Source organism: Exiguobacterium sp. KRL4 (assembly GCF_001870785.1).
In the GTDB taxonomy this organism is placed as follows: Bacteria; Bacillota; Bacilli; order Exiguobacteriales; family Exiguobacteriaceae; genus Exiguobacterium_A.
Genome location: NZ_MOLV01000005.1, coordinates 42127 through 55492, shown reverse-complemented (window position 1 = coordinate 55492; position 13366 = coordinate 42127). Strand labels below are relative to the sequence as shown.

Here is a 13366-nt window from a genome sequence, read left to right as displayed (position 1 = left end):
GAAACACACAACACCCCCCTGTTCTTTTCACGTGATGTGAGCAGAACAGGGGGGTGTTCGTCTAGAGACTTATCTCGTTTGATGGAACGTAATGGTTTCAGCCGTCGTATCATAAAGCAGCCACTCCCGCTCGACGAGAACCGGTCCAACGTTGATGGCATAGTATCCACGTTTAATGGAAATTGGAACACCAAGTTGAATCCTCAGCCGTTTTCCGTCTTTGAACAGTCCGCGGACATGACTATGACCGAAAAACAGCAGACGTTCTTTATAGTGAGACGTATCTGGTGTCAAATCGTAACTCCACTTCAATTGGTCACCATGAAGGAACAAGGCAGACTCCATTTGTTTGAGCCGGTCTGAGGAACGCAGTTGGTCAAGCGTACTTGACGCCTTAATCGGAATCAGCGACAGCAACCGTTCTTCTTGATTACCGAGCAAGGTCTCAAAAAATAATAACTTTAAAAAATCTGGATCGAGCGTCACGATCTGTTCGGTTTCTTCGAACGCGTATCGTTTCGCCCGTTTTTTCCCGATATGACATTCATGAACATCCCCGAGTGAGAAAACGATGGCTTGAGGGGCGATCTGCTGAATCGCCGTCAATACGGCGCGTGTATCGGATAATGAACTGTGCAAATCCGTAATGAGTGCATACTGCATGAGGCATCGCTCCCTTGTAATAAGAGTATACCCTGCGTCTGCTACATCTCATCCTATTTTCAATTAAGCAGGATCGACCGTGACACCACGTTCAGCGAAAACGACTTTGGCTACTTCAAGAGCATTCAAGACGCGTGGGAAACCTGTATAGGGAACAAGGTGCATGATGGCTTCGACGATTTCATTTCCAGTCAATCCAGCCGTCAGACCCGTATTGATATGAAGAGCAAGCTGCGGTTCTGTGCCTTGCGTGACGAGTGAAGCGATCGTGACGAGTGCACGGTCCCGGTTCACAAGACCATTTCGGCTATACACTTCGCCGTATGCGAAATCAGTGATCCATTCGCCGACAGCCGGTGCAATATCTTTTAAGGATTCGGCAATTTTTTCATGGGTTGATTGAGCAGAATTTGCATCTGTAAACTCGTTTAATTTCTTCATCCCGACTTCGTGTCGATTGTCTAAGTGTGTTGCCATAGTGTATAACTTCCTTTCTGTTGTAAACGATACAACTTATCTTAACGGAAGAAAAACCATGCTACAAATACATGGTTTTTATACATATCATTCATTTTTGGAATGAATTTCCTGGACGAATCGGATCCATTCGCGGGTGACATACGATTGATACCGACCGGTCGGAACGGCGACACCCAGTTGCCAAGGAACACGTACCGTTAATGGAATCGTCTTTACACCTTTGATCGTCATTTGTTGGGCAAGCGAGCGGGGAAGCAGTGTCACTGCATTTCCTTCCGCGACGAGTAGGCAAAGGAAGTCCCACTGTGAACTGACGTGTGCGATGTTCGGTTGAAAACCGGCTGCTTCACACGCCTGTAAAACGACATCATGGAGTGAAAACGTTTCATTAAACAAAACGAAAGGGAGGTCTGCCACTTGATCTAAGGACAGAATCGACTGACGCGCTAACGGATGTTGTTCGGGTAAAAACAAGTGAAGTTCTTCTTCGATAAACGGAAAGACGGTCAAATGTTCGTCAGCAGGAAAAACCGTCGCAATCAAATCGACCTCTCCGGCAACGACGGCTTTTTCGAGCGCATGTCCTCCGGCTTCCGTTATCTCGATCGCAATCATCGGATACCGTTCCTTGAACTGACGTAAGAGACGTGGAAAAAATAGCGATCCAATCAAAGGTGGGACACCAATCCGAATCGTACCTTTCGTCAAGTGCATGACGTCATAGAGATGGGAGGGTAAGTCGGCCAATTGATTTAAGATCTTTTCGCCTTCTGTCAGTAAGGTTGCGCCGGCATCGGTCAAAACGATTTGCCGCTTGCTCCGGTCAAACAGTTCGATATCCAGTTCTTCTTCTAAATGGCGGACCATCTTGCTGAGTGTCGGCTGAGTCACATGGAGATGGTCGGCCGCCTTCGTAAAACTTTTAAATCGGGCGACTTCCGTAAAATATTCAAGTTGGCGAAAATCCATCCTCTTCACTCCTATTCATTCAGGTTATATATATCATAACAAGTATTCATTTTTATTATTCATTGCCTAAGCGTACAGTAAAAGAAACAAACGAGCAAAGAGGAGTAGATGAAGATGAAACAACTTGAAGGAAAAGTAGCCTTGATTACCGGAGCAGCAAGTGGGATCGGTCTTGAAATTGCGGAAGAATTTGCCCAAGAAGGCGCAAAAGTCGTCATCGTCGATTTACAGGAAAACGCAGCGAAACAAGCGGCGGAGGCACTTCAAAGTAAAGGATTCGAAGCTTTTGCGGTAGCGGGGGACGTGACGAGTGAAGCAGCCATCAAGTCGAGCATCGAACAGACGATGACACATTACGGACGCATCGATATCGTCATCAACAATGCCGGTATGCAACATGTCTCACCGATCGAAGAGTTCTCGACCGAAAAATTCGATTTACTGCAAAGCATCATGTTACGGGCACCGTTCCTGTATACAAAATATGTTTTCCCGATCATGAAAAAACAAGGATTTGGTCGAATCTTAAATATGTCATCGATTAATGGATTGATCGGATTTGCCGGTAAAGCCGCTTATAACAGTGCAAAACACGGCGTCATCGGTTTGACGAAAGTCGCAGCACTTGAAGGTGCGACGTCTGGCATTACCGTCAATGCGATTTGTCCGGGGTATGTCGATACACCACTCGTCCAAAAACAATTGTCTTCTCTCGCAGAGACACGGAATGTGCCACTCGACCGTGTACTCGAAGAAGTCATCTATCCATTGGTGCCGCAACACCGTTTACTTCAAGTAAAAGAAATCGCAGACTATGCGATCTTCTTAGCAAGTGATAAAGCAGCAGGTGTGACCGGTCAAGCCGTTGTGCTTGATGGTGGGTATACGGCTCAATAAGCACAAAAAAGTCCCTTTTCTCCAGCTCGGAGAAAGGGGATTTTTGTAGTTAACGGAAGTTGATGAACTGGACGTCAACCGATAACGATAATTCACGGACGATTTGCATGACTTGTTGCAGGTCATCACGTGATTTGGCCGTGACACGGATTTGATCGTCTTGAATCTGTGTTTTGACTTTGAGTTTCGATTCCTTGACGGCGTTGTTGATTTTTTTCGCATCATCGCGGTCGATCCCGCTTTTGAGGATGACACGTTGACGAACGGTATTACCGGCGGCCTGTTCGACCTTTTCATACTGCAGGTTTTTTGTCGGGACTTCACGTTTGATGAGTTTTGCTGTCAAAACGTCTTTGACTTGATCGAGTTTGAAGTTGTCATCCGAGATGAGGATCAAATCCTCTTTCTCCAGTTTCATATCACTTTTCGAGCCTTTAAAGTCAAAGCGGTTCGTGATTTCCTTTAAAGCGACTTGCATCGCATTTTTGACTTCCTCGATGTTGATTTGTGACACGATGTCGAATGAATTATCTTTTGCTGCCATTTAAATCTCCCCTTTCGTTCCACAACCATTTTAGCATATTTGTCCGGAAATGCTCTGTCTTCTCAATGAAGTTACATGAAAAGAACGACAAAGGTAGACAGTCGAAACGTTCACCCGTGTGAAATTTTGCTATAATAAAAACCATGAAATGAAAGGGGTGCATGGCTTTGAAACAAACAGCAGATATGTTGACGCTCACACCAGAAGAGTTGGATGAGCGATATGCCTATAAAGGATCGGATTTAGGAGCGACGTTTGACGAGACGACGATACGGGTTCGCCTGTGGGCACCGACGGCAGAACGTGTTGCGATTCGACTGTACCGGACATTACGGGCAAGAAAAGTCGAAGAAATCGAACTGACGCCAGATACGAAAGGGACATTCGTCGTTGAACTGAATCGTGCTGTGTATGAAGGTTACTTTTATACGTTTCAAGCCAGCATCAACGGACAAAAGGTCGAAGCAGTGGATCCCTACGCAAAAGCAGTCGGGACGAATGGCAAACGGGGGGCATTAATCGATCCGTCCACGATACAACCGGACCGTTGGATTGAAGAACGCCCGTTGTTCCATTCCTCACAAGATGCGGTCATCTATGAACTACATGTCCGAGACGCGACAAGCCATCCGGCGAGTGGTGTCATCGAACGAGGCACGTTCCGCGGATTGACGGAGGCAGGCACACGGACGCCGACTGGTGGCTTGACCGGTCTCGATTATTTAGCAGACCTTGGAGTGACCCATGTCCAACTCCTGCCGATCTATGATTTTGGTTCAGTGAATGAATCGGTCACGAATGATCCGGACAACTACAATTGGGGATATGATCCGGTCAATTATTTTGCGCCGGAAGGTTCGTATGCGTCGAACGCGGACGATCCGACAGTCCGGATCCGCGAGCTGAAAGCTTTGATTCAGGCCTTGCATGACCGGGGGATCCGTGTCGTGATGGATGTCGTCTTTAATCATGTGTATGACGCGGAAACGGCACCGCTTGGTCAGTTCGTGCCCGGCTACTTTTACCGCCACGAAGCAGATGGTACGCTGTCGAACGGCAGTTTTTGTGAAAATGACACGGCATCAGAACGTTTCATGATGCGGAAGTTCATCCTCGATTGCGTGACCTATTGGGCAAAGGAATATCACCTCGACGGATTCCGATTTGATTTGATGGGGTTACACGATGTCGAGACGATGAATCAAGTGCGTCACGCGCTCGATCGTGTTGATCCTTCGATTTTGATCATCGGTGAAGGGTGGGATCTTGATACGCCACTAGCGCCGGAAAACAAAGCCAATTACTTTAATGCACCACAGATGCCGGGAATCGCTCACTTCAACAACGGATTACGTGACGGGATCAAAGGAGATGTCCAAACACCGACGGATCGCGGATTCATCAGCGGTGCTTTCGAGCGGACAAATGAGGTCAAACGGGGAATCGCTGGTAACGTATCTTCACAAGGATTCGCGGATGAACCGAATCAAGTCGTTTCTTACGTCGAAGCACACGATGATTTAACGATTTGGGATAAACTGTCGGTATCACGCCCGGAAGATACGGATGAGATTCGCAGGAAGCGACAGATGCTCGCGAATGCCATCATCTTGACAGGACAAGGCATTCCATTTTTACATGCAGGACAAGAATTTTTCCGGACGAAAAACGGGATTCGCGACAGCTTCAATGCGGGTGAAGTCGTGAATCGACTGGATTACGAACGGGCAGATCAATTCCGTTATAGTGTCGAATACGTCAAAGGATTGATCGCATTGCGTCGTCAATATCCGATGTTCCGGTTAGAAAACACCGCGATGATCCGTAAACATCTCCGTTTCCTTGAAGAGGGAGAAGGCATCATCGCCTACGAACTGAAACGGACGTATGAAGGATATGTCGAGCGGCAACGTGTTTATCACAATGCAACAGAGCAGGATGTGACAATCACGTTACCGAGCGGAGAATTTGAAGTCCTCGTCGAAGAAGGTATTGTGAAGATCCACGCACCCCGTCTGCATGAAGAAAAAGAAATCGTCGTCAAAGCGTTGACGACGACGGTGATTGCAGAACGGAAGTCGGACTATAAGAAGTACGCGGTCGCAGGTGGAGCCGCGCTGACGGTTCTTGGTTTATTGTATGCAGCGAGTAAACGACGAAAGAAACAAAACTAAACAAAGCATAATCTGTTTGAGAAAAATGGGATGCTGGGGAAATCGAGGTTCACTTTAAGTGAGCTTCGATTTTTTTGTTGAAATGTATAAGTGGATGAAAAGCATGACAGTCGTGTTGCGGTGTCATCGGATTGACTTAATGATTTTAAGTGATTTCTGTTTCATTTTAGTACTTCGGGGAACATACTGTAAAAGTAGTATTTAGAGTGTTGGTTTCTGAAAGGATGTACGTCTTATATGTTTGGTTTTAATGATATCTGGAAATTTTTCTTCTCGTTTTTTCTGTTATTACCGATTGTCACATTGATCCATGAGATGGGGCATTACTTTTTTGCACGTTTGTTTGGCGGTAACATGGAAATCAATATCGGATCCGGAAAATCCTTGTTACGGGTCGGACCGATCCGTCTGAATCGTGTCTACTTTTGGGACGGATGGTGCCAGTATGAGGCGCTTCGTCATGAAAATAAATTTACGAACATTACCGTTTATGCCGGTGGTGCGATTTTTAACTTAATCAGTATTTTAGTAATCAATGGTCTGATTTATGCCGGTGTGTTCGAGGCTTCGATTTTTACGTATCAATTTGCGTACTTCTCGTTTTACTTTATCTTCTTTTCGCTGTTCCCGATTGATCATCCAAACGGATATCCGAGTGATGGGAAAGCAATCGTCAACGTCTTCCGTTACGGAAAATCGAAGTACAATCCACAAGCTTAATCGGATGAATAGCAAATGCCCTTCTTTTCAAGCGATGATCGCAAGAGAGAAGGGCATTTTTTAGTCATAGTTCTTTTGAAGGTGGTGTTTCCTCTTCAGTGGATGATTTAGATTGTTCACTTTCTAATTCGACCAGTTTTTGAATCAGGATGTGTCGTGGCATGTGCATCAACTGTTCGAGTGGCACATTAAGACGTTTTGAAAGTTCGACAGCGGTATCTGCTGATAGTTGTAGGGGTTTCATGATAAAGGTTCCTCCTTTTGGTTTAGTTTTAGTATACAGGACGTGCTCGCCGAGCGCATCGACAGTAGCTAGAAACAGCGAAGGTTGATACCGTAAGAAGTAGGAAGTGATGCGTATGTATAAACCAGCCGCTGAGCTGTTGCTCCATGAGTCTGTTTCACTATTCGATCGGTGTGGTGATGATCTGATTTTATATCGAGATCAAGGCGGATTTACGAAATGTGATTCAGACTTGAGAATACGATGGGAAACAGCATGTGCGTATATTCCCTTTACTTGGTATTTTGAACCAGACGGATACCGTGTGTTCATCGTTTTTGAAGAAACATCAATCTTTGGTTTACTTGATTTAAGAGATGGATGTCTTCAGTATATGGATCGCCCCGCTATTTTTGCAGATGCGTGGTTCAGTAACCTGTATGAATGGCAAGATGACAGCATTTTTATATATTCAGCTGAGACCGATGTCGTGCGATATTGTTTTGAAAAACAGGAAGGGACGTTTTCAGATTATGATGAAGCTCCTTTACTGGGACGCCTGATTGAGCGTGGATATGATCCACGGTTTGCGTTTGAACGTCTGATTGTGCCAGGGACGATGATCTCCTATGACCTGACACAATCGAGATATGTCATTTGGGATGCCGTCACAGAACAAGAACAGATTATTCCGTTTTCGGAGTATGATGAATATTTGCTTGTGGACAGTCGGCAGCATCTCTTTTCAATTACGGATGCGACTCGCTTTTATCTATATGAAAAAGACCAACTGAAATTCAAATTTGATGGTTGTCAGTCATCGGTGTTGCTCAAGACGGTATTGTTAGATGAAGCAGCACAACGGCTTGCCATCGTCTCGACCTCGTCGAATTTCGGAAATACGTGGCTACAGATTTTTCAAAAGACGTAAACACATCCTTTGTCATACCAAAAGGATGTGTTTCTTGTACGCGAAAAGAGGGGAAGCGATGAACGATGGAACGGTTTGGCCGACAAGTAGTGCGTTTTCGAAAAAGTATCAGCGTGATCTGGTTGATCATCTTAATCGGACTTGGTTATTTTGCAGTGCAACTTCCGGATCAACTCAAAGGAAACGGCTTTACACGGGACGGTGAATTTCAGCAAGTGGAACGGGTATTGGAGCGTGAGTTCAATCAAGACCCCCATCAAATCATCGTGTTGTTTGAGGGAGAAGAGAAAGTAATCCGAGAAGACATGGAACGTCATGTCACGGCATTTCGAACGATTCAAGGGGTCGGACAGGTCGTTGGATTAAAGGAGAATCCGGACGCCTTGAAGGACGGGAAAGGATATGTATCGATTGGTATACCCAACATTGAACCATCGTGGGTGAACGCGGTGGAAGAAAAGCTTGATCCGCATGACGGCAGTTCAATCCGTCTGACCGGGGAACCGTTGATCGTCGATGATTTGAACACAGCTTCGAAAAATGATTTAGTCCGGGCTGAATTGATTGGTGTTCCAGCAGCACTCCTTGTGTTACTTGTTGTGTTCGGAACACCACTTGCTGCGATCTTACCGCTCATCATGGGACTCGTCACGTTTATCTTTGGTGCAGGAACACTTTATTTTATTGCCGGTCAACAGGAATTATCGATCTTTGTCTTAAATGCCGTCGCCATGATTTCCCTCGCACTGGGAATCGATTTTTCCTTGCTGTACGTCAATCGTTTTCGGGAAGAACGAGCAGGCGGACGGTCCATCACGACATCGGCGGAAGTGTCCGTTGCAACCGCCGGACGATCGATTTTATTTTCGGGGATTTGTGTATTCGTAGGTCTGGCCGGACTACTTGTGATTGATGTCGATGTTTTTCAAGCTGTCGCGATCGGAACGTTAGTTTCGGTGTTAGGGGCAGTCGTCAGTGCAGTCACATTACTTCCCGCCTTGCTGGCCCTTTTAGGTAAATGGCTGGAAAAAGGTCGGATTTTTAAAACGGATTCAGAACAAGGAGAAGTCAGATGGCGAAAGCTGGCCCGTTTCGTAATGAAGCGTCCCGTTGCGATTACCTTGTTTTCCTTACTCTTACTGTTACCTTGCTTAATCCCGCTCCGTGACCTGGAACTGAATATTCCACAAGCGAGTGCTTTACCAGAAGACTATGAATCGCGCCTTGCGTTCGAGGCTTGGGAAAAAACGTTTGGCAATGATGGGACAGATGCCGTTGTTTTGCTAAAAGCTGATTTTCAAACAGAACAAGGACTCGAGCAGCTGGAAGCGTTGACGACACGTCTGGAGGCAGACGAAGGCGTACGTGGTGTAGTATCGGCAACGTCACTCGCGGAAGCAAGCGGTCTGGATGTCTCCCAAATCGTCGCTAGTGATCAAGGGAAACAACAACTCGCTTCATTGGTCGCCTTCGACAGTGGAATCGCCCGGGTGAATGTCAATTTAACAGGGGATCCTGGAGATAAGACATCCCAAGCCTGGGTTCGCGAAATCCGCGAGCAAGGATATCAAGTCGGAGGGCCTGCTGCCTTTAATCAAGAAATTTATGATGAAATTTATTCGAAGATGCCACTCGCGCTTGGAATCGTCTTATTGGCAACATTCATCATCTTGTTGATTGCCTTTCAATCGATTCTGATTCCGATCAAAGCGATCCTGATGAATTTACTGAGCCTCGGAGCGACGTTTGGTCTACTTGTCATCATCTTCGAATCAGGTCTCGTGTTCCCGGCAGACACGATTGGGATTTTAACACCGGTCTTCATCTTCTCACTCGTGTTCGGTCTCTCGATGGATTACGAAGTCTTTCTCGTCTCGCGGATGGAGGAGTACTATGAAGAAACAGGCGATAATGATCTTGCGACGGAAATGGGACTGGCGAAGACAAGCAAAATCATCACATCTGCTGCCTTGATCATGATTGTCGTCACCGGGGCATTTGCCTTTACAGGAGTCAGTCCGATCAAGCAACTTGGCGTCGGCATCGCGCTTGCGATCTTCATCGATGCGACGATTGTCCGGATGTTCCTCGTTCCGGCGCTGATGAAACTTTTTGGACATTGGAACTGGTGGTGGCCGGGTGGACGGAGAAAACGTAAACATCGTATGGGATGATCTGGCTGAACATCGGCTAGGCACATCATTAGTCATTTGACGGAACACGGGCGTATACTGACGATATTCAAGTTAAGATTTCAGAGGAGGATATGCTTCAATGGCTAATGAAAAGATGTTTGATACGTTTACACTTCCAAACGGAGTGACACTAAAGAACCGGATCATGATGGCGCCGATGACAAACTACGCGGCGGAAGAAAACGGTGAAGTCTCGGAAGCGGAGCTTGCGTATTACGCAGCACGTTCAGGTGGAGTCGGTGCAGTCATCACAGCATGTGCCAACGTCACGGCAGACGGTCAAGGGTTCCCAAATGAATTTGGGGCAGAGCGCGATGAATTGATTCCGAGTCTAAGACGTCTCGCAACAACGATTCAAGATCAAGGCGCAAAAGCAATTCTGCAAATTTTCCATGCCGGTCGTATGGCACCACCAGAACTCGTTGGTGGACAAACGGTCAGTGCGAGCGCAGTGGCACCTGAACGTGAAGGGGCAATGACACCGCGTGCACTCGAAGCAGAAGAAGTCGAAGCCATCATCGAAGCGTTTGGTCAAGCAACACGCCGTGCGATGGAAGCCGGATTTGACGGAGTGGAGATTCATGGTGCGAACACGTACTTAATTCAACAATTCGTCTCGCCACACTCAAACCGTCGTGACGACAAGTGGGGTGGAAGTCTCGAAAAACGTCTTGCTTTCCCACTCGCAGTCGTCGATGCGGTCGAATCTGTCGCGAAACAAGATCCGTCGTTCATCGTCGGTTACCGCTTCTCACCAGAAGAAGTCGAAAACCCAGGGATTACACTAGAGGACACGATGCAACTCGTCGATGCACTTGCGAAAAAGGACCTCGACTACTTGCATGTGTCGGTCATGGACTTCTTTGCTGGATCGATTCGTGATCAAAACGAAACCCGTTCGCCGATCAGCCTTGTGCAAGAGCGTGTCGGACAACAGGTTCCTGTCATCGGTGTCGGTTCACTCCACACACTGGAAGAAGTCGAGCGTTCGCTTGAAGTCGTGCCACTCGTCGCCCTTGGTCGTGAGTTGATCATGGAACCGAAATGGGTCGAAAAAGTCGAAGCAGGCGAAATGGATTCAATCCGGACTGAACTTGATCCGTCGACACAAGCAGAACTTGTCGTACCGGATGCACTCTGGGCTGGAATTACAGGTCGTCCAGGCTGGTTCCCGATCAAACAAACCACGAAATAAACGATAAAAAGACTAAAAAAGTCGACTTAAAAGGTGGCAGATTTCAAATCTGCCACCTCAGACTGAAGACAAAAAACGATTTTTCTCTTAAACGAGAAAAATCGTTTTTTTGTTCGCCTCGAATCGTTTTCCTGGGACAAGCATCGCTTCACTGCAGGGTTGCTCCTGCTTGTTTTTCCCTAGGAAGCGATTTCGAGCGAACAAACGCTTCTTTCCTGTAGGAGTCGTCGCGTGAGGATATAAGTCATCCCAGAGTAAAAAACTTTATTAGTAGGCGACTTCGCCCATCCGGACACCACAAAAGCGGTGCAGTTCGACTGGATGTTCGATATTTGTCCGGTCAAACATATCCTGTAGCAACAAGGCACAGATGTAAGCATCTTCTTTGGCATCATGGTGCTTAAACGAGACATTTAAAAACTCCGCCATCGTATTTAACTTGTGGTTCGGCAACCACGGATACAGTTTCCGTGATAACTTGACCGTACAGCCGTACTGAAAAGACGGCATTTGATACAAGTCATACTTTTGAATCGCTTTTTGGAGTGCACCCATGTCGAATGCCGCATTATGAGCGACGATGAGTTCTGCATTTTCGATCAATTCAAATAAGCCGTGTGTTGCCATTGCTTCCGGTAAGGCCGGCGCATCCCAGACGTCAATCGGGCGAATGCCGTGGACCCGGATGTTGCCGGCATCAAAATCTTCCTCCGGATTGATCAAGACTTGTTGGCTTGTTATAACTTTCCCCTCGGATAAAACAGACCATCCGAAGGCACAGATGCTGCGGCTGTTCCGGTTAGCCGTTTCAAAATCAATCGCGAGTGTATACGGTTGTGACATACCATCCCTCCTTTTTTAACAGCATACCGCATTATGCTTCGGAATGCATGTTCGCCTTTTGACGAACGTAAAAACAACCCGTCAACGTGTAGGTTAACGGGTTGTTGGTTATTTTGCTTGTACGGCTTTTGTTTCCGGTTCCGCGTATTCATCCGGTTTAAAGAGCAAGATCCGGTCACGATAGGCAAAGACGACAGCCGTCAAGACAGCCATCAAATCGGCAATCGGGAAAGCGAACCAGACGCCTTGAACTCCGAAAAAGATGGGCAAGATCAAGACGAGCGGAATCGTGTATAACGTTTGCCGAGAGAGGGACAGGAACAAGGCGACCCTTGCCTTGGCGAGCGATTGGTACATCCCGTTGATGATCATCTGAATGCCATAGACAAACGAAATCGCAAAAAGAATCCGCATCGCCGTCGAACCATCGTTAAGTAACGTCGTATCTTCCGTGAACATCCCGACCCAAAAACGAGGGAACAGTTGAATCAACAGCCAGAGCGTGATCGATAACGTCAAGCCGTAGCGGATTGCCAATTTGATGGCTTGTGACATCCGATCAAACTGTTTCGAACCAAAATTGTAGCCGACGATCGGTTGCATCCCTTGGACAATCCCCATGATCGGCATGCCGACCAGTGCCATGAATTTATTGATGACGGCAAATGTCGCAAGTTCCGTCGTCCCGCCATAACGCACCAACATATGATTGACCGTGATGAATAAAATGGACTGTGAAACTTGCATGATGAAAGAGGACGATCCGATTTGTCCCATCCGGACAACCAGTTTCGGATCAAAGCGGAATGCTTCTCGATTCAATATCAAACTCGTCTTTTTTGCTTTTGTGAAAAAGAACCGGAAAATCAGGATCGAACCGACGATTTGAGCGACGACCGTTCCAAGTGCCGCTCCTTGAATCCCCCAGTCGAGTCCGAAGATAAACAGCGGCGTCAAGACGATATTGATCGCGACCGTCGTCAGCATGACACGCATCTGATAACTAGCCCGACCTTCTGCCCGCAACATGGCGCTGGATGCCATCGTCAGCATGAAGAATGGGGAACCGAGTAACAGGACACGTAAGAAGTCGATGCTGTACGGCATGATTTCGGGTGTCGCTCCGAACAGACGCAACAACGGTTCGACGAAGATGAAGGCAGCCACAATCGCGAGCATACTGACGACGAAGACAACCATCAAGACGTTGGCATAGGCGCGACTCGCACCAGCCAGATTTTTTTGACCAAGCCGTTGTGAAGCAATTGCTGCCCCACCGATTCCGACCGAATTGGAGATCGCCATCAAGACGAGCTGGACGGGAAACGCAATTCCAACAGCCGCGACGGCAGCTGTCCCAATGCCTTGAGCCACAAAAATCGTATCGACGATATTGTAGAGGGCAGTTACGAGCATACCAATCATCGCCGGGAGCGACAGCCCGATCAGAAGTTTATTAATGGGTGCTTCTCCTAGTTGGGCCGTATTTTTATTCATCATATGAGGAGAGCCTCCTTTTTCTAAAACAGGTA

General features: G+C 47.1%; 13 protein-coding genes. 6 read left to right on the top strand and 7 right to left on the bottom strand.

Features of this window, described 5'->3' with window-relative positions; translation table 11 throughout:
• Nucleotides 1-69 precede the first annotated feature (69 nt).
• From BLD48_RS04660 to BLD48_RS04650, 3 genes are all read right to left on the bottom strand, one after another.
• Nucleotides 70-663, bottom strand: a complete 594-nt coding sequence (locus BLD48_RS04660; protein WP_071499147.1) for a metallophosphoesterase family protein — start codon at nucleotides 661-663, stop codon at nucleotides 70-72.
• A gap of 63 nt (nucleotides 664-726) precedes the next feature.
• Nucleotides 727-1140 carry a carboxymuconolactone decarboxylase family protein gene (locus BLD48_RS04655; RefSeq protein WP_071499146.1) on the bottom strand — a complete coding sequence of 138 codons (414 nt, stop codon included), beginning with the start codon at nucleotides 1138-1140 and terminating at the stop codon, nucleotides 727-729.
• Between the two features lie 87 nt (nucleotides 1141-1227).
• The gene (locus BLD48_RS04650; RefSeq protein ID WP_014971568.1) at nucleotides 1228-2112 is read right to left on the bottom strand and encodes a LysR family transcriptional regulator; all 885 of its coding nucleotides are present in this window, start codon (nucleotides 2110-2112) and stop codon (nucleotides 1228-1230) included.
• Nucleotides 2113-2226: 114 nt separating this feature from the next.
• On the opposite strand from BLD48_RS04650, the gene BLD48_RS04645 reads away from it, so the two are divergent.
• On the top strand, nucleotides 2227-3009 hold the full coding sequence (locus tag BLD48_RS04645) for a 3-hydroxybutyrate dehydrogenase (RefSeq protein WP_071499145.1): 783 nt from the start codon (nucleotides 2227-2229) through the stop codon (nucleotides 3007-3009).
• 49 nt (nucleotides 3010-3058) lie between these two features.
• Here the strand turns inward: BLD48_RS04645 and BLD48_RS04640 are convergent, their stop codons facing one another.
• On the bottom strand, nucleotides 3059-3553 hold the full coding sequence (locus BLD48_RS04640; protein WP_014971566.1) for a YajQ family cyclic di-GMP-binding protein: 495 nt from the start codon (nucleotides 3551-3553) through the stop codon (nucleotides 3059-3061).
• A 161-nt stretch (nucleotides 3554-3714) separates the two neighbouring features.
• On the opposite strand from BLD48_RS04640, the gene pulA reads away from it, so the two are divergent.
• Both pulA and BLD48_RS04630 read left to right on the top strand, forming a co-directional pair.
• Entirely contained in the window at nucleotides 3715-5727 is a 2013-nt protein-coding gene (gene pulA, locus BLD48_RS04635; RefSeq protein ID WP_071499144.1) for a type I pullulanase, read from the top strand.
• Between the two features lie 237 nt (nucleotides 5728-5964).
• Nucleotides 5965-6447 (top strand): site-2 protease family protein, encoded by a 483-nt coding sequence (locus BLD48_RS04630; RefSeq protein WP_071499143.1) that lies wholly within the window; start codon nucleotides 5965-5967, stop codon nucleotides 6445-6447.
• A 64-nt stretch (nucleotides 6448-6511) separates the two neighbouring features.
• On the opposite strand, the gene BLD48_RS04625 is transcribed toward BLD48_RS04630, so the two are convergent.
• Complete coding sequence (locus BLD48_RS04625) at nucleotides 6512-6691, bottom strand: YycC family protein (RefSeq protein WP_014971562.1); 180 nt, start codon at nucleotides 6689-6691, stop codon at nucleotides 6512-6514.
• Nucleotides 6692-6806: 115 nt separating this feature from the next.
• Between BLD48_RS04625 and BLD48_RS04620 the strand changes: the two genes are divergently transcribed.
• The 3 genes from BLD48_RS04620 (at nucleotide 6807) to BLD48_RS04610 (ending at nucleotide 10991) form a co-directional block, all read left to right on the top strand.
• Complete coding sequence (locus tag BLD48_RS04620) at nucleotides 6807-7601, top strand: hypothetical protein (RefSeq protein WP_071499142.1); 795 nt, start codon at nucleotides 6807-6809, stop codon at nucleotides 7599-7601.
• A gap of 65 nt (nucleotides 7602-7666) precedes the next feature.
• Nucleotides 7667-9775: an MMPL family transporter gene (locus BLD48_RS04615; protein ID WP_071499141.1), complete on the top strand. Its 2109-nt coding sequence runs from the start codon at nucleotides 7667-7669 to the stop codon at nucleotides 9773-9775.
• Between the two features lie 100 nt (nucleotides 9776-9875).
• On the top strand, nucleotides 9876-10991 hold the full coding sequence (locus tag BLD48_RS04610) for an NADH-dependent flavin oxidoreductase (RefSeq protein ID WP_071499140.1): 1116 nt from the start codon (nucleotides 9876-9878) through the stop codon (nucleotides 10989-10991).
• A 267-nt stretch (nucleotides 10992-11258) separates the two neighbouring features.
• Here the strand turns inward: BLD48_RS04610 and BLD48_RS04605 are convergent, their stop codons facing one another.
• Both BLD48_RS04605 and BLD48_RS04600 read right to left on the bottom strand, forming a co-directional pair.
• Nucleotides 11259-11834, bottom strand: a complete 576-nt coding sequence (locus tag BLD48_RS04605; protein ID WP_071499139.1) for an exonuclease domain-containing protein — start codon at nucleotides 11832-11834, stop codon at nucleotides 11259-11261.
• A 108-nt stretch (nucleotides 11835-11942) separates the two neighbouring features.
• A complete protein-coding gene (locus BLD48_RS04600) occupies nucleotides 11943-13334 on the bottom strand; it encodes an MATE family efflux transporter (protein ID WP_071499138.1) in 1392 nt (463 codons plus the stop codon).
• Nucleotides 13335-13366 lie beyond the last annotated feature (32 nt).

Coding starts and splice junctions, on each gene's coding strand:
- BLD48_RS04660 (WP_071499147.1), bottom strand. CDS start 663: ATGCAGTATGCACTCATTACGGATTTGCACAGTTCATTATCCGATACA.
- BLD48_RS04655 (WP_071499146.1), bottom strand. CDS start 1,140: ATGGCAACACACTTAGACAATCGACACGAAGTCGGGATGAAGAAATTA.
- BLD48_RS04650 (WP_014971568.1), bottom strand. CDS start 2,112: ATGGATTTTCGCCAACTTGAATATTTTACGGAAGTCGCCCGATTTAAA.
- BLD48_RS04645 (WP_071499145.1), top strand. CDS start 2,227: ATGAAACAACTTGAAGGAAAAGTAGCCTTGATTACCGGAGCAGCAAGT.
- BLD48_RS04640 (WP_014971566.1), bottom strand. CDS start 3,553: ATGGCAGCAAAAGATAATTCATTCGACATCGTGTCACAAATCAACATC.
- pulA (WP_071499144.1), top strand. CDS start 3,715: ATGGCTTTGAAACAAACAGCAGATATGTTGACGCTCACACCAGAAGAG.
- BLD48_RS04630 (WP_071499143.1), top strand. CDS start 5,965: ATGTTTGGTTTTAATGATATCTGGAAATTTTTCTTCTCGTTTTTTCTG.
- BLD48_RS04625 (WP_014971562.1), bottom strand. CDS start 6,691: ATGAAACCCCTACAACTATCAGCAGATACCGCTGTCGAACTTTCAAAA.
- BLD48_RS04620 (WP_071499142.1), top strand. CDS start 6,807: ATGTATAAACCAGCCGCTGAGCTGTTGCTCCATGAGTCTGTTTCACTA.
- BLD48_RS04615 (WP_071499141.1), top strand. CDS start 7,667: ATGGAACGGTTTGGCCGACAAGTAGTGCGTTTTCGAAAAAGTATCAGC.
- BLD48_RS04610 (WP_071499140.1), top strand. CDS start 9,876: ATGGCTAATGAAAAGATGTTTGATACGTTTACACTTCCAAACGGAGTG.
- BLD48_RS04605 (WP_071499139.1), bottom strand. CDS start 11,834: ATGTCACAACCGTATACACTCGCGATTGATTTTGAAACGGCTAACCGG.
- BLD48_RS04600 (WP_071499138.1), bottom strand. CDS start 13,334: ATGATGAATAAAAATACGGCCCAACTAGGAGAAGCACCCATTAATAAA.